This window comes from Pseudomonas cannabina, assembly GCF_900100365.1.
GTDB lineage: Bacteria > Pseudomonadota > Gammaproteobacteria > Pseudomonadales > Pseudomonadaceae > Aquipseudomonas > Aquipseudomonas cannabina.
The window spans coordinates 2461165-2476555 of record NZ_FNKU01000001.1; the positions used below are offsets into that span (position 1 = coordinate 2461165).

The following is a 15391-nucleotide window of genomic DNA, read 5'->3' on the forward strand; positions in this document are numbered from 1 at the left end:
AGGTAAACCTGGTTGAACCCCGTGACGACTGCCCGAAAGCGGTCTCGGGAGAGAGGCCGAAAGACTACGGGGATCCAACCGAATGCTCTGTAGGACGTTTCCTATGTAAACGTAGGGAGGTTCTGACAGCAGAGGATCGTCGGGAAAAATACCAATAAGCGTAGGTCACATGACCCGGTACGCGCCGGCCTTCCTAAACCGTTTGGGAGCAACCTGAGCCTGCTTATACCCGACAGGGTGCCTGCGGCGTACCGCAGGCACCCTGAACCGGCGACCTTCCTTACTTTTTCTTCGGTTTACGTGACTTGAGCACGATAGGACACGCCCCAACTGCGTCGTACATCCCTACCCGGGCAGTGGTCTCCAATGAGGTAACGGTTTCGCCTCCCATGATGAAGGAGTACTTGATCCTCGCGCTACCGTTCGTGCCGTGGCCTGAAGGATCATAGGTGGGCAGGATATGTACATCGTAGGGCGTGACCAGCCAGGTGAAACCGGTAGCCGGATGGTCGGCTCCCAGCACGATAGCCTCGTCTTTTTGAGTGCCCGGAATAAGAGCGTCGCCTGTAGTTCCTGTAGAGGCGTACCAGTGCAAAGTAACAGTCTCACCGTCCGACAGATATTCCGAAAGATCCGGAACGCGGACCCGTATCCCCGGCTCACCCGTGGCCGGATTTCCGATGCCGTTGGCGAAAAGTGAATCGCAGTTCAGCCAGCCACTTGCACTGGTGCCCTCGAAGAGCGGTGCGTCCGGGGTGATGACAATGGCGCTTACGTCGACCAGAGTCTCCTTCGAGTGCTGAGTGTTTGCTGAACCGGGCGCATGGATGCGGTAATGAACCGGCAAATCAACGCGATTACCTTCCGCAAAGATATCATCCCAGGGTATTTCAACCTCACGATCGGAACCCTCTGCGTCTGAAGGCAGTACGGTGTAGGTGGCCGATGAAGTGAGCCTTGTGCCCCAGTAGAAATCGATCATTTCATCCGGCTGAAGATCGCTATACAGCTTGAAAAGGACCCTGGCAGCCTCGCCTTTATCCGCTGCTGTCAGGACGTTCGCTGAATCGGAAGTCTTGCCACGGACCTCGACCAGCGGCAACGCATCGTTGACCGGATCCGGCTATACAGGATCGATTATGGGATCAGGTCCGATAGTGGAGAAATTGACATTGACGCTGATGCTTTTCACTGCGGAAGGGAGAATGCCACGCAGGATTCGATAACTCACATTAGTAGCCTGGTCACCGCCAGTCGCTAAATTGTATTGAGCACGCAGAACCTCATCAGGGACCCTGATCAAAATCGGAAACTCTGGATAGCTGCCGACTTCCTCGGATCTCAGCACTTCTGCGCCCCAGGTGACTTCGATACGGTCGGTCGGCTTCCAGTTATCGAACGACTTGATCGATACCTGGACCCCGATTCCTGCGTCAGGCAGGTCGATCAAGGTATCCTTTTCTGCCAATGGCACGACGGGGTCTTGCAGGTTGTCGGGCAACAGTCCTAGCGCTACGTCTATGCGCTTGTAGTTGGAGAGCGGAGTGCGGTTGGTGGCCTTGTCCATCAGAAAGTAGGCAACGTAGTAGGCATCGTCCCTGGATGCTTCAATGACCGTAACCGGGAATGCCACCGTATTGTTCGTCGAGCTGGCCAGGTGAACGACGCCGACCGGATCCGGCAGATCTTCGGGTTTTTCGGGCAACGGAGTGCCAACATAATAGTAAGCTACCCTGTGATCAGGCGCCCAGTCGTCATAGTCAGGCAGCGTGCCGACCAGGCCGCCTGGATGTGCATCCAGATAATCCTGGGTCAACTGATCTGTATCCAGCATCATCTGCCCTGGCTCAGAATGCCCGCCCGGCGGCGTGGTATCGACGATCAGGTTGATCGACGGGCTGGTGGTCTGTTGATCATTCGGTTGTCTGATCCGGTAGCGCAAACTGTAAGTACCGTCTGCAGGCTTTTCCAGGCCTTGCATTAAACTGCTCAACGGAATCTGGATTTTCTTGGGAAAGGTGCCAGGAGCCACCGGTGCGGTAACGATATCGCTAAACACCTCGTTAAACGCGTCGTTATCCGCCGCTGCACCGATAGCCCAATCGATGAAAAAAGTATCGGAGTCGCCCGCATCAGTGACCAGTCCTGCCCACTGAAGCAAGGTGACCTCAAGAAACTCACCGAGCAAGACATCCTTGTTCAGCGTTCCATCGGCAAGGTCCACAACGCCCGTCACCTCTGCCAGAGCAAGGTCTGCGTCGAGCTCTGAATCGGCTCCACTGCCCGCCAGCCCATGGGCGATACGCTCTTTTTGATTGCCATCTAAAGCCGCTGTTGTTTTTGAATCGACCATCATAAGCACTCCTTTGCTATCCGATTGCCGCCCTTGTTTGTGCAGAAAACGTAAGGGCGGATTGATCATGCACCCAGGGTCTGTTGCCGTTGCATCGCGAGCCGATGCAACGGCAACAGACCCTGGCCTTCTCAACGAGAATTTGTCTGCCAGCACCGGCCATCCAGGCCAGTAGCCCGTTCGATTAAACGGCAGTTGCGCCACACGGGATACTGTCAGAACTACCAGGGCGCTTCGCAGGGCACACTCGATAAGCGACTCGTATCAATCCCGATACATTTATGACATGCCCCCGACATTCGTTCACGCCACCCTACCGCCGAGCCTCCCGGCGAAGTAGCATGAGGGGCAGCGTTGATCTTCAACAGCGGCCAGTCCATGGCGGCACAAGCAGGCGACAGACGTATTATGCAAGCACTTCCCGACACCACCCTTGATGCCACATCGACCGATCAGCGCTGGAGCGTTCGCGCGCTGATTGTCGATGACGATGTGGCCATTCGAGAACTGCTTTGCGACTACTTGACGCGCTTCAACATCAACGCTCGCGGCGTGACCGACGGTACACAGATGCGTCAGGCACTCACCGATGAAACCTTCGACGTGGTGGTGCTGGACCTGATGCTACCCGGTGAAGACGGCCTGTCGCTGTGCCGCTGGCTGCGCAGCACCTCGGACATCCCGATCCTCATGCTGACCGCCCGCTGCGAACCGACTGACCGGATCATCGGCCTGGAACTGGGTGCTGACGATTACATGGCCAAGCCGTTCGAGCCGCGCGAGCTGGTTGCGCGTATCCAGACCATCCTGCGCCGGGTACGCGACGAACGCAGTGATCAGCGCACGACCATTCGCTTCGACGCCTGGCGCCTGAACAGTGTGTTGCGTCAACTGACAGCTGCCGATGGTCTGGTGGTGCCGCTATCCAACGCCGAGTTTCGCCTGTTGCGCGTGTTTCTCGAACGACCGCACAGGGTACTGAGCCGCGAGCAGTTGCTCGATGCTGCCCGCGGCCGCTCGATAGAGGCGTTCGACCGCAGTATTGACTTGCTGGTGTCGCGCTTGCGTCAGAAACTGGGTGACGACCCGAAGAATCCGCAGTTGATCAAGACCGTGCGCGGTGAAGGCTATCTGTTCGATGCCAGGGAGCTGGGTTGATTCGCAGGTTCGACACACTGTTTGCGCGGCTGTTTGGCGGCGCACTGTTGGCCATTCTGCTGGCGCACCTGCTGGCCTTCATCTGGTTCACGCAGTACGGCATGCGCCCCATGCCACCGCCCAGGCCTGACTTCGACCCTGCGCACAGCCAGTTCGATGACAGACCGATGCACAGGCCACCGATTCTGGGGGGGCCGGCGATCGTGCTGCTCTTTCAGTTCATTACCATGATCATCGCCGCGTGGTATGGCGCCAAGGCACTCAGCCGTCCGATACAGCGACTCAGTGAAGCTGCCGAGCGCCTGAGTGAAGACCTCGACAGCCCGCCACTGGAAATCAGCGGCCCCAGGGAGGCGCGTCAGGCCGCGCAGACGTTCAACCTGATGCAAAGCAAAGTGCGCGAACAGATGCAGCAACGCGGACGCATGCTGGCGGCAGTCTCGCATGACCTGCGTACCCCGCTGTCGCGGCTCAAACTGCGCGTCGAGCAGATCGAGGAGCCAAAACTTCATGGGCAGATGACCCAAGACCTTAACGACATGATCAGCATGCTCGATGCCACGCTCGCCTACCTCAATGAACATCGGCGAACCGAAGGCTTGCAGCAGTTTGATCTGCAGGCGCTGATCGAGTCGCAGGCCGAAAATGCCCAGGACAACGGCGACGACGTGCAGTACGAAGGGCAGTGCAAACCCCTTAGGACACAACCGATGGCGCTGCGCTCGTGCCTGCAGAATCTGGTCGACAATTCGCTGCGCTATGCAGGCAGCGCGCACATCGTGATTGAGGACAGCGCAGACCGCGTGCGCGTGTCGGTGGTTGACCACGGACCGGGCATTGCACCCGAGTTTCACGAGACGGTGTTTGAACCGTTCTATCGCATGGAGAGTTCGCGCAATCGCAACTCCGGCGGCATCGGCATGGGCATGAGTATCGCCCGCGAGGCTGCGCGACGCATCGGCGGGGAGTTGTCGCTTGCGCAGACCCCAGGCGGCGGTCTGACGGCAATCCTTGACCTGCCGCGCCTTTGACCCCTGTGTACCGCGACTCGTACATGTACCCGATGTCCGTGTGGGAGTGAGCTTGCTCACGAGGAAGTTGGTGCAGACGCTGAAGATCTACTGATGACTATTGTGCCGATGCTCCGCGTCGGCATGCCGTTCAATCAGTGTCGTCAGTGCCATCGTGATAAAAAAAGCGCTTTCGTTTATGGGCAGTGATTATGAACGAGGCATGACGTTGTGTTGCAGCGTAGATCTGACGCAGCGCGTCCAGAACGCATGCCGGCTCGAAGCATCGGCATAATAGTGAGTCAGGTTTGTGTATTAACGATAAGTGCTCAACGCGAGTTACGCGCCCGTTCACTGCCCACCCAGTCCGTCAACAGGCTGTATGCCACCGCCAGCAAGGTCGGGCCGATGAACAGGCCGATGAAGCCGAAGGCCAGCAGCCCGCCAAACACGCCGAGCAAGACAATCACCAGCGGCAGGTTACCGCCTCGGCTGATCAGGTAAGGCTTGAGCACGTTGTCGACACCGCTGATGACGAACATGCCCCAGATCCCCATGAACACCGCCATGCCGTACTCGCCCTGCCAGACCAGCCAGGCGGTGGCAGGCAGCCAGACCAATGGCGGCCCCATCGGAATCAGGCTGAACAGGAAAGTCAGAATACCCAGCACCAGTGCGCCGGGAATGCCCGCGACCAGGAAGCCGATCAGTGCCAGCACGGCTTGCGCCGCTGCAGTGCCAATGACGCCATTGACGACCCGCTGCACCGTACCCGCCACCAGATCCAGATAATACTGCGCGCGATCGCCGATCAGGCGTTCGAGCAGGCTGAGCACAAAGGCCGCCAGACGCGGGCCGTCGCGGTAGAAAAAGAAGGCGAAGACGATGCTCAGGGTCAGTTCCAGAATGCCGCCGCCAATCTGTGCACTGCGCGCCAGCAACCAGTTGCCCACCTCGCCCAGGTACGGCTTGACCGTGGTCATGAACGCCGCGCCCTGCTGATCGATGGTGGTCCAGAGCGCCACCAGCCGCTCACCCACCAGCGGAATCCCCGCCAGCCATTGCGGTGGATCGGGCAACCCGTCGACCTGAATGTTCTTGATCAATCCAGTGGCATCGCGCACGTGGTCGGCGAGATTGAAGCCCAGCCAGACCAGTGGTGCAGCCACCAGCAGCATCCAGCACAGGCTCATCACCAGCGCGGCCAGCGACTCACGGCCCTTGAACCAGCGCGTCAGCAGGCGCATCAGCGGCCAACTGGCAAAGGCCAGCACCGCGCCCCAGACCAGCGCCGACCAGAACGGCGCCATCACCCAGAGACAGGCACCAAACAGCGCCAGCAGCAGAATCTGCACCAACAGACGATCATTGTTGAACATGCGGCATCCACTAAAGAGGGTCGGAGCGTGCGAGCATAATAGCGAAGCTGTTTATTCGCTATGGTCGCTAGCGGATAACCTCGATCTTGAGCCCCTTGCCCTCGGCAACCCCGGTCTCCAGCCGGGCAGCACGCACGCCCTTGGTGATCAACGCGTCCAGCCAGGCACTGGCGCTGGGCCCGGACACTATTGCGCGCAAGCTGCTGTCCAGATTCAGGGCGCGGGACACAAGCGTGACCCAGGCATCCTGTGGCTCGCCGACCAGCCTGGGCAGTTCCAGCTTGCCGGTGCTTTTGAGTTGGCGCAGCAGTGTGGCCGAGGTCGGCAACAGTTCGCCCAGCGGCGCGGCGGATTCGAATTGCTCGACATGCAGGTAGGCCCGACGGTTACCTCGGGTGATGCTGTAAAGCGCTACCAGCGTGTCATTTCGAGGCTCGGCCATGCGCAGCAGCAGGTAGGCCTGGCGGTCATCGGCACCATACAGCTTGGCGTTGCCGAACACTTCATTGGCCCACAGGCTGCTTTCTCCGCAATCGCGTGCCTGACACCAGAACAGCAGCTCCGCGCCCTGCTGCTGCAACGCTTCGCGGGCCGCGGTGAAGGCATCGTCGGACGTTCGCTCGGCAGGCAGTTGATACGTGACCGAGGTTAGCTTGCCGCGCGCGTTGACCTGTCCATCGAAACGCAACTGGCCACTGATCTTGCGGATCGAGCCGAGCGGGTAGACCCGTTCAAGCTCGGCAGCCGGCCGATAGTCGACAATTTCCGTATCGGCCAGACGCGGCAGGATATCGAGGTCGCTGCTGCCCGGCAGATCGGCCGCGCACAACGCAGCGCTGAACATCGCCGTGCACACCACAACGACGGAAATACGTGGTAAACGCATGAGGACTCTCATTGGCGGGCAGAACAGTAACAAGAATAGAAAGAATCGCCAGCAAGGCGGTCACGAGAGACTGCGGATTGATCCATCACGGTTGACTCCTGTTTCATCCTGTCCAGCGTCGACAGTTGCCGCTTGCAAGTCAAGGCGCAGCGAAAAAGCGATTGATACAGTGTGCAACAGAACGTGCGCCCTGCTCGTCGTCGAGGTGCAGATGATGACCGCCGTCGAGCTGTTCGATTTCGATGGGCAGCCCGGACAGCACCTGCTGATTTTTTGCCAGCATGCCGTCCGCTGCGACCAGCAACTGTATCGGACACCGGATGCCGTGGACGAAAGCCATGGCCTGCTGCTGTGTGAGACGGGTCGCCGATGGCAGGGTCAGGCGGCTGTCGCTGCGCCAGGTATAGCCCCCGGGCACCGGCATCAGACCGCGTTGCGCCAACAACTCCGCCGCTTCGCGACTGACCGCGACCACCCCGTTCATACGCGCCTGAATCGCCCGTTCCTGATCCGCATAGACCGGTTTCTGTTTGCCCGCCAACCGGAGTTGCGCCTGCAGCGCCGCGCCCATGCGCTCGGCGGCCGAATCGGCATCGCCAGTCAAAGGAATCAGACCATCGATCAGTGCCAGCCGCGTCACACGCTCCGGCAACGACCCGGCAAGCAACACCGAAATGATGGCCCCCAGCGAATGCCCTAACAGAGCAAAACGCTGCCAGCCCAATTGCTCCGCCACCTGCAACACATCAAACACATAGTCGGCCAGTGCATAGGAAGAACCGGCGGGCCGATGACCGGAGTGACCATGCCCGGCCAGATCGAGCGCAACAATGCGCAGCCCGGTCAGACGCGGTGCCAGCCGGGCAAAACTGTTGGCATTGTCGAGCCAGCCATGCAGCGCGATCACCGGCTGACCGTCTTCCGAGCCGAACAGACGGGCAGCCAGCTCGATGTGGCCAAGATTCAGGCGCACTTCCTCGACCGGCCACCTCACGCGTGCGCCCCTTGCAGACGTCGAGCCTCCCAGCGAGTGAACAGCGATTTGAGTAGCTGCGCCGTTTCATCAGGACGCTCCAGTGGAAACATATGCCCTCCCGGCATGGACAGGTATTCGCCTTCGCGCATGCGTCTGGCCAGATAGCCATGATGCGGCATGATCACCCGGCTGTGGCGCCCGCGCACCATGGCCAGCGGCACTTTGAGCTGCCGGGACGGTAGCGGGCTGGTGTGCGGAATGCTGCGGTAGATACTGATCTCGGTCGCCGGGTCGAAGCGCAGGCGCAACTGCTCGCCATCCTGCCGCAGTCCGTGTTGCAGATAGGCCGTCAGGCAGTCGGGATCGAAGCGGCGAAACAGGGTCTTGCCCGCGAAGTAAGCGCGCGCCGAATCCAGGTCGTCAAAGGCTTCGCGCCGCCCCAGCGTGCGCCCCGCCGGAGTGATGCGATCAATGAAACCCAGGCGCTTGGCGGCGCGTATGAACCATTGATCAGCCAGCCCCAATACCGGTGAGTCCAGCATCACCACGCCCCGATAGAGTTCCGGACAGCGCAGCGCCGCATGCAGATGCAGCACGCCGCCCAGCGAATGTCCAACCCCCCATACAGGCCCGGTCTGCTGACGAAGATGGTGGATCAGCTCATCGACGAGATTGAGCCAGTTATCGTCCACCGGAAAGCGCGGGTCATGGGCGTGCTGCTCAAGATGAGCTACCGAATATTCCGGTGTCAGTGCAGAAAACAGCTTGCCGTAGGTCGCTGAAGGAAAGCCATTGGCGTGAGCGAAAAACAAGGGTTGCGACATGCCGATACTTCCATGGGCGGGCGAGTCACGATTGTGCGCAGGCGCCCTGAAAAACGGCAATGACCGGAACTGCCATCGCAGGTGACACTCCGGCCATCGGATACGTTGCTCGCGTGGAATATTCGGCAACCCGCAGAAACCGGCCTATTCAACAGTCCCGTCCAGACCTGCGATACCGCCCGTAATAGCTGAAAACACTTAACTAACGGGTGGCTCCTTGCCATGCGCCACCACTACCACCGTCAGGCGTGAGATACAGCTCAGCTTGCCTTCCTCGTTACTGATGCGGATGTCCCAGACGTGAGTGGTCCGGCCTATATGCACGGGCCTGACCACCCCGGTGACGCGTCCGGCGCGCACGCCACGCAGATGGTTGGCGTTGACTTCAAGACCCACACAAAAGTATTTGCTCGAATCGACGAGCAGGTAACTGGCCATCGAACCCAGCGATTCGGCCAGCACCACCGAAGCGCCGCCGTGCAGCAGCCCGAACGGCTGATGGGTTCGCGCATCGACCACCATGCTGGCGGTGAGTGAGTCGTCGGTGAATGACTCGAAGCGAATATCCAGCACTTCGCCAATGGTGTTTTTCTGAGCCGCCATGAGGGCTTCGATATCGGGAGCCTGACGCCATATGCTCATGTTCAGTCCTTTTCCAGAGTGGTGCCGGCGCTTGGGGAGCGCTGGCGTTTGATGGCCGGATGTCTGCAACTACCTGCGACGGCGAAACATACTTCAAGCCATCGTTCAGACATGCCGAACGCTATTGAGCGTCATGCCGCCGGCGATGGCAAATTCGCCTTGCAGTTCTGCCAGACTGGCAGTGCTCATCGGCTGCGCCTGCTGCGCGCTGCCGTGTGCCAGCACACCGATCAGTTCGCCCACCAGCGGCTGATGACTGACCAGCAGCACCTCATCGACGCCCAATTTATCGAGCTGCGCCAGCACCTGACGCGGGGTACTGTCGGGCGTCAGCCAGGGTACGGTGGTGACCGGCTCGCTGAAACCCAATGCCTGGCGCACCAGCTCCGCCGTCTGCTGCGCGCGCACATACGGGCTGGCAATGATCCGCTGCACGGCCTTGTCACTCAGGTGAACCGCGCTCTTGAGCACTTCCTCACGGCCATGCGCGGTCAGTTCCCGCTCGGCATCGCTGCGCGCCCGGGACTGGGCTTCGCCATGGCGCAACACCCAGACCTTCACAGTTTTGGCTCTTCATCACGCACCGGGTGCGGCGCTGGCGCGACCTGATGCGCTGCCTCGCCTTCTGGTGCGCGGGGTATTGGCCAGTCGGCAAACGGCCAAGGCTTCTGGTCACTGTGAAAGGTGCCGAAGCGCCCGATCTGCGCCAGGTACTGGCTCAGGCTGTCGCCAAAATCCATCAGGCTGCCACTGGGCGCCGCATAAATCAGACGATAGCCCAACTGCACCAGCACCACGACCGCCAATACGATCTGCGCCACGTGCCACACGCCCAGAAACAGCAGCATCCATAAAATGCGCAGCAGGATCGACTCGTTGTTGTGGATTTTCGACTCGTTCAAGAGGTTCTCCCTGATCAGACTGGATTCAATTAAAGCCGGTAATCGAGATGAAATCGACGTCCGTCTTCGGCTCGGCACGCATCAGCGCTTCGATGACCTGACTGAGCGTACGGCCTTCGAAAAGGATCGCATGCAGCCCGGCGACCAGCGGCATATACACCTGCACTTCCTGCGCCTTGACCTTGAGAACCTTGAGCGTGTTCACGCCCTCTGCCACTTCGCCCAGACGGGTCACCGCCTCGTCGAGCGTCAACCCCTGGCCCAGCGCGAAGCCGACCTGATAATTGCGGCTTTTGGGTGAGGAGCAGGTAACGATCAGATCGCCCACCCCTGCCAGCCCGAAAAACGTCATCGGGTTGGCGCCCTGGCTGACCGCAAAGCGTGTCATTTCCGCCAGCGCCCGGGTGATCAGCATGCTCTTGGTGTTTTCACCCATCTCCAGCGCCACTGCCATGCCGGCAATGATCGCGTAGACGTTCTTCAGCGCCCCACCCAGCTCGACGCCGAAACGGTCAGTGCTGGCATAGACGCGAAACGTGCGACCGTGCAACGCCGCCTGAACCTGCTGGCAGAGCGCCTCGTCTTCGCTGGCGACCACGGTGGCGGTCAGCGCGTGCTCGGCGATCTCGCGGGCCAGATTGGGGCCGGACAGGACGCCGATTCGCGCTTGCGGAACGATTTCTTCAAGGATCTGGCTCATCAGCTTGAAGCTCTGCGCCTCAATGCCCTTGGTCAGACTGACCAGCATTTTGCCGTTCAGGCGCTCGACGTGCGGCGACAGCACAGCGCGCAGGGCACTCGAGGGCAAGGCGACGAAAATCAGTTCGCTGCCGCCGATCACAGCGGTCAGGTCAGTGGCCGGCTCGACTTCCGGACGGACTTTGATGCCCTTCAGGTAACGAGGATTTTCGCGATTCACTCGAATGGCCTCCGCCTGCTCGGGATCGCGCATCCACTGGCGGACCTGGTGACCATTTTCGGCCAGCAGATTTGCGATGGCAGTGCCGAAGCTGCCACCACCAAGAACCGCGACAGGTTGCTGTGTGGTCATAAAAACTATCCATCCAGAGCCATTGAAAGGCGATGCAGGCATTATACGGAGCGCCACGCTATCAGCCAGCGACAAAGGTAATTGCTGCGTACCCGCAGCGTGTCTGACCACGTGGCGGCTGGAAACCCGGGCGATCTCGGTTAACATGCGCGCAACCCGCATGAACCCTCGCGACAGTCGGCGCCCGTTCTGGTCCGGCATTACCGATACGCGAATACCGAGCACACTGGCATGGAAGCAGCAATCGAATGGCAGGCGTATCGCCTTGTGCGCAAGGCTTGCAGCCTATGACGTTTCGTCATTGGGACATCAATACCCGCACCCAGATCATCAGCCTCGGCCCGGCCCTGTTGCTGACGGTGCTGTTGATCGGCTTCTTCACCTTTGTGCGTATTCAGGATTTACGCCAGGAGCTCAATCACACCGGGCAACTGATCGCCAATCAACTGGCTCCGGCCGCAGAACCTGGCGTGGCAGCCGATGATATCGACGGCCTTAAAGTGCTGATGCGTGCCACCCTGTCGATGCCCAACGTCCGCTACGTGGAAATTCAGGACAGCTCCAACACAGTCATGGTCTACATCGATCAACCCCGTGAAGACGAGCAGCAGACTCGCCAGATGGAAATCTTTCAGGCCCCGATCTATCCGCAGCACGCGGCACCTCATGGTGCTCGTGCGACCAGGTCGAAGATGCCGGACAGCGCCTCGCATGACCCTCTGGGGCGGGTGCTGATAGGCATGTCCAGCGAGGCCTTCAGCCAGCGCCAGCAAGAGATACTGCTCAAAGCGGCGATCCTCGCGCTGTGTGCCTTGCTGTTTACCTTCCTGTTTGCACGGCGTCTGGCATTGAGCCTGTCCCGCCCCATCAGTGACATGGCCGGCGCCCTCGAGGCCATTCAACAAGGCGACTACCACACCCCCCTGCCCGTCAGCGACGATGCGGAACTGGGTGCACTGGCGCGGCATATCAATGACCTGGCAGACAACCTGCACCGGACCAGCCTCGAACAGCAGCGCTCGGTGGCACAACTGATTCAGATGCGTGAAGAAGCCGAACAGGCCAACCGCGCAAAATCGGATTTTCTGGCCATGATGAGCCACGAACTGCGCACCCCTATGAATGGCGTGCTGGGCATGTTGCAGCTCATGGAAACCACGCGCATGACCGATGAGCAAAGCGAGTACACAACACTGGCAACCGAGTCCACGGAACATTTACTGCGGGTCATCAATGACATCCTCGACTTCTCGCGAATCGAACGCGACGCCCTGCAGATGGAAGGCATCGCATTCAACCTCGCAGAGCTCGTCAGTGCGTCGACCCACGCCTTCAATCACAGCGCACTGCAACGCAAGCTGCTACTCAAGCTGCATATTCAGCCAGGGCTGGAAGCGCTGACGGTAGTCGGCGATCCGACCCGGATTCGGCAGATTCTGGTCAACCTGATCGGCAACGCGCTCAAGTTCACCGAGCAGGGAACTGTCAGCGTGGATGCCGAATGGGCAATGCTCGACCACGACCACCTGCGCTTCACCTGCACCGTGCATGACAGCGGCATCGGCATCGAGGCCGACCGGCTGGAGTCGATGTTCGATGCATTCCGGCAGGCCGACAGTTCGATCTCCAGGCGCTATGGCGGAACCGGGCTCGGCTTGCCGATTGCCCGCACGCTGGCCGAACGCATGGGCGGCACTCTGCGGGCACAGAGCGAAGAAGGCTCAGGCTCGGTGTTCACCCTGCAAATCCCGCTGGCTGTTTCGCGCGACGTGCCCGTCGACGTCAGCGAGCAGCCTTCTGCGCTCGGCGCGCACGACGGGCAGCGCAAAATATTGCTGGTCGAAGACAATCCGGTAAATCGCACCGTGGTCCAGGCCATGCTCCACCAAATGGGTTGCGAAGTTGACGTGGCAGTCGATGGCGCCGAGGCCGTGCTCAAGGCGGGCACGGGATATTACGCGCTGATTCTGATGGATTGCCGACTGCCGGTCATGGACGGCTACGAGGCGACCCGACGAATCAGGCAACTTTCCGGGCTCGATCGAATCCCAATCATTGCCTTGACCGCCAATGCATTGCAGGGTGACCGGGATGCCTGTTTACAGGCTGGCATGGATGACTACCTCGCCAAACCGTTCAAACACGCTGATTTACAGAAGGTTTTGCTGCGCTGGTTGTCCTTTCGGGTAACTGCGACTGGCGATTGATGTAGAATTGCGGCAGTCTTGGCAGCCGGATAGGCCAGCAAATACGGCCGGACGACAAAATTCAGTGCACAGGTGTACTTTGATTTCGCCTGAGCTGTGACTTTCATTACAACGCAACAGTCTATGAGTAGGCTGCCGGACAGGGTTCTGACGAATCAGTCCCCCGGGACCGGCTTCGGGCCACTGGCTTTGGAACCTGCCGAACAAGATTATTGAGGAGCTCGCATGACCAAACAACACGCCTTTACCCGGGAAGACTTGCTGCGCTGCAGTCGCGGCGAGCTGTTCGGCCCAGGTAACGCGCAACTGCCCGCCCCCAACATGCTGATGGTTGATCGCATTACGCACATCAGCGAAGAAGGCGGCAAGTTCGGCAAGGGTGAGTTGGTCGCTGAACTGGATATCAACCCTGATCTCTGGTTCTTTGCCTGCCACTTTGAAGGCGATCCTGTCATGCCTGGCTGCCTGGGCCTCGACGCCATGTGGCAACTGGTCGGTTTTTACCTCGGCTGGCAGGGCAATCCCGGTCGTGGCCGCGCCCTGGGATCAGGCGAAGTGAAGTTTTTTGGCCAGGTTCTTCCGACTGCCCGGAAAGTCACTTATAACATTCATATCAAACGCGTCCTTAAGGGCAAGCTGAACCTGGCTATTGCCGACGGCTCGGTGAGTGTCGACGGTCGCGAAATCTATACCGCCGAAGGCCTTCGGGTTGGCGTATTCACTTCCACTGAAAATTTCTAAGGGTACTCGCATGCGCCGCGTCGTTATCACTGGTCTGGGTATTGTTTCCTGCTTGGGCAATGACAAAGAAACCGTCACCGCCAACCTGCGTGCTAACCGCCCTGGCATCCGCTTCAACCCGGAATATGCTGAGATGGGTCTGCGCAGCCAGGTGTCCGGCTCTATCGACCTGAACCTGGAAGAACTGATCGATCGCAAGATCTTCCGTTTTGTCGGCCATGCGGCTGCCTACGCCTATCTGGCGATGCAGGACGCCATCACCGACTCGGGCCTGACCGACGAGCAGGTTTCCAATGTACGTACCGGCCTGATTGCCGGTAGCGGCGGCGCGTCGACCCTGAACCAGATGGAAGCGCTTGATATCCTGCGTGAGAAAGGCGTCAAGCGCGTCGGCCCATACCGCGTCACGCGGACCATGGGTAGCACCGTTTCGGCGTGCCTGGCCACGCCGTTCAAGATCAAAGGTGTGAACTACTCCATCTCGTCCGCCTGCGCTACCAGCGCACACTGCATTGGCACTGCTGTCGAGCAGATTCAGCTGGGCAAGCAGGACATCGTGTTTGCCGGTGGCGGTGAAGAAGAGCACTGGAGCCAGTCGTTCCTGTTCGACGCCATGGGTGCACTGTCGACCCAGTACAACGAAACCCCGGAAAAAGCTTCCCGCGCCTACGACGCCAAACGTGACGGTTTCGTCATTGCCGGTGGCGGCGGTATGGTCGTTGTCGAAGAGCTGGAACACGCACTGGCGCGCGGCGCGAAAATCTATGCTGAAATCGTCGGCTACGGTGCTACCTCCGACGGCTACGACATGGTTGCGCCGAGCGGTGAAGGTGCGATTCGCTGCATGCAGATGGCGCTGGCCGGTCTCGACAAGAAAGACGTCGACTACATCAACACCCACGGCACATCGACCCCGGTCGGCGACGCCAAGGAAATGGAAGGTGTGCGCGAAGTGTTTGGTCGCGACGCCCCGGCCATCAGTTCGACCAAAAGCCTGTCCGGTCACTCGCTGGGCGCTGCCGGCGTTCACGAAGCGATCTACTGCCTGCTGATGATGGAAAACAACTTCATCGCGGGCTCGGCCAACATCGACGAGCTGGATCCGGCGATTGCCGACATGCCGATCCTGCTCAAGACGCGTGAAGACGCGAAGATCGATCTGGTCATGAGCAACAGCTTCGGCTTTGGCGGCACCAACGCTACCTTGGTACTGAAGCGCTGGGCGGGCAAGTAACACCGCCCTTTGTCTAGTCCTGAAATAG

13 protein-coding genes and 1 pseudogene are annotated in these 15391 nt (G+C 59.8%); 5 read left to right on the top strand and 9 right to left on the bottom strand.

The window, feature by feature from the left end; genetic code table 11:
• Positions 1 to 280: 280 nt before the first annotated feature.
• Positions 281 to 2356, bottom strand: a pseudogene (locus tag BLT55_RS11565) (hypothetical protein).
• Between the two features lie 405 nt (positions 2357 to 2761).
• Here BLT55_RS11565 and BLT55_RS11570 point away from each other — a divergent pair.
• The gene (locus BLT55_RS11570; RefSeq protein WP_024640732.1) at positions 2762 to 3511 is read left to right on the top strand and encodes a response regulator; all 750 of its coding nucleotides are present in this window, start codon (positions 2762 to 2764) and stop codon (positions 3509 to 3511) included.
• The gene (locus BLT55_RS11575) at positions 3508 to 4542 is read left to right on the top strand and encodes a sensor histidine kinase (protein WP_055000483.1); all 1035 of its coding nucleotides are present in this window, start codon (positions 3508 to 3510) and stop codon (positions 4540 to 4542) included. The genes BLT55_RS11570 and BLT55_RS11575 overlap by 4 nt, the downstream gene beginning before the upstream one ends.
• A gap of 308 nt (positions 4543 to 4850) precedes the next feature.
• On the opposite strand, the gene BLT55_RS11580 is transcribed toward BLT55_RS11575, so the two are convergent.
• The 8 genes from BLT55_RS11580 to BLT55_RS11615 all read right to left on the bottom strand — a co-directional run bounded on the left by BLT55_RS11580 (position 4851) and on the right by BLT55_RS11615 (position 11181).
• Positions 4851 to 5900, bottom strand: a complete 1050-nt coding sequence (locus tag BLT55_RS11580) for an AI-2E family transporter (protein ID WP_055000484.1) — start codon at positions 5898 to 5900, stop codon at positions 4851 to 4853.
• Positions 5901 to 5967: 67 nt separating this feature from the next.
• Positions 5968 to 6798 (bottom strand): DUF4892 domain-containing protein, encoded by an 831-nt coding sequence (locus BLT55_RS11585; RefSeq protein WP_042913003.1) that lies wholly within the window; start codon positions 6796 to 6798, stop codon positions 5968 to 5970.
• Positions 6799 to 6925: 127 nt separating this feature from the next.
• On the bottom strand, positions 6926 to 7780 hold the full coding sequence (locus tag BLT55_RS11590) for an alpha/beta hydrolase (RefSeq protein WP_055000485.1): 855 nt from the start codon (positions 7778 to 7780) through the stop codon (positions 6926 to 6928).
• Positions 7777 to 8586: an alpha/beta fold hydrolase gene (locus tag BLT55_RS11595; RefSeq protein ID WP_055000486.1), complete on the bottom strand. Its 810-nt coding sequence runs from the start codon at positions 8584 to 8586 to the stop codon at positions 7777 to 7779. Before BLT55_RS11595 ends, BLT55_RS11590 begins: the two co-directional genes overlap by 4 nt.
• A 198-nt stretch (positions 8587 to 8784) precedes the next feature.
• Positions 8785 to 9228: a hotdog fold thioesterase gene (locus tag BLT55_RS11600; protein WP_055000487.1), complete on the bottom strand. Its 444-nt coding sequence runs from the start codon at positions 9226 to 9228 to the stop codon at positions 8785 to 8787.
• Between the two features lie 105 nt (positions 9229 to 9333).
• Positions 9334 to 9789 (bottom strand): phosphohistidine phosphatase SixA, encoded by a 456-nt coding sequence (sixA, locus tag BLT55_RS11605; protein WP_055000488.1) that lies wholly within the window; start codon positions 9787 to 9789, stop codon positions 9334 to 9336.
• A complete protein-coding gene (locus BLT55_RS11610; RefSeq protein WP_055000489.1) occupies positions 9786 to 10130 on the bottom strand; it encodes a DUF4389 domain-containing protein in 345 nt (114 codons plus the stop codon). The genes sixA and BLT55_RS11610 overlap by 4 nt, the downstream gene beginning before the upstream one ends.
• A gap of 25 nt (positions 10131 to 10155) precedes the next feature.
• Entirely contained in the window at positions 10156 to 11181 is a 1026-nt protein-coding gene (locus BLT55_RS11615; protein ID WP_055000490.1) for an NAD(P)H-dependent glycerol-3-phosphate dehydrogenase, read from the bottom strand.
• Between the two features lie 287 nt (positions 11182 to 11468).
• Between BLT55_RS11615 and BLT55_RS11620 the strand changes: the two genes are divergently transcribed.
• The 3 genes from BLT55_RS11620 to fabB all read left to right on the top strand — a co-directional run bounded on the left by BLT55_RS11620 (position 11469) and on the right by fabB (position 15363).
• Positions 11469 to 13388: an ATP-binding protein gene (locus BLT55_RS11620; RefSeq protein WP_055000492.1), complete on the top strand. Its 1920-nt coding sequence runs from the start codon at positions 11469 to 11471 to the stop codon at positions 13386 to 13388.
• A 225-nt stretch (positions 13389 to 13613) separates the two neighbouring features.
• Positions 13614 to 14129 (top strand): 3-hydroxyacyl-[acyl-carrier-protein] dehydratase FabA, encoded by a 516-nt coding sequence (gene fabA / locus BLT55_RS11630; RefSeq protein ID WP_007249998.1) that lies wholly within the window; start codon positions 13614 to 13616, stop codon positions 14127 to 14129.
• Positions 14130 to 14139: 10 nt separating this feature from the next.
• Positions 14140 to 15363 (top strand): beta-ketoacyl-ACP synthase I, encoded by a 1224-nt coding sequence (fabB, locus tag BLT55_RS11635; RefSeq protein ID WP_055000491.1) that lies wholly within the window; start codon positions 14140 to 14142, stop codon positions 15361 to 15363.
• Positions 15364 to 15391: the final 28 nt, after the last annotated feature.

Excerpts from the sequence above, each read along its gene's own strand:
- BLT55_RS11570 (WP_024640732.1), top strand. The coding sequence starts at position 2,762 with ATGCAAGCACTTCCCGACACCACCCTTGATGCCACATCGACCGATCAG.
- BLT55_RS11580 (WP_055000484.1), bottom strand. The coding sequence starts at position 5,900 with ATGTTCAACAATGATCGTCTGTTGGTGCAGATTCTGCTGCTGGCGCTG.
- BLT55_RS11585 (WP_042913003.1), bottom strand. The coding sequence starts at position 6,798 with ATGAGAGTCCTCATGCGTTTACCACGTATTTCCGTCGTTGTGGTGTGC.
- BLT55_RS11595 (WP_055000486.1), bottom strand. The coding sequence starts at position 8,586 with ATGTCGCAACCCTTGTTTTTCGCTCACGCCAATGGCTTTCCTTCAGCG.
- BLT55_RS11600 (WP_055000487.1), bottom strand. The coding sequence starts at position 9,228 with ATGAGCATATGGCGTCAGGCTCCCGATATCGAAGCCCTCATGGCGGCT.
- BLT55_RS11615 (WP_055000490.1), bottom strand. The coding sequence starts at position 11,181 with ATGACCACACAGCAACCTGTCGCGGTTCTTGGTGGTGGCAGCTTCGGC.
- BLT55_RS11620 (WP_055000492.1), top strand. The coding sequence starts at position 11,469 with ATGACGTTTCGTCATTGGGACATCAATACCCGCACCCAGATCATCAGC.
- fabA (WP_007249998.1), top strand. The coding sequence starts at position 13,614 with ATGACCAAACAACACGCCTTTACCCGGGAAGACTTGCTGCGCTGCAGT.
- fabB (WP_055000491.1), top strand. The coding sequence starts at position 14,140 with ATGCGCCGCGTCGTTATCACTGGTCTGGGTATTGTTTCCTGCTTGGGC.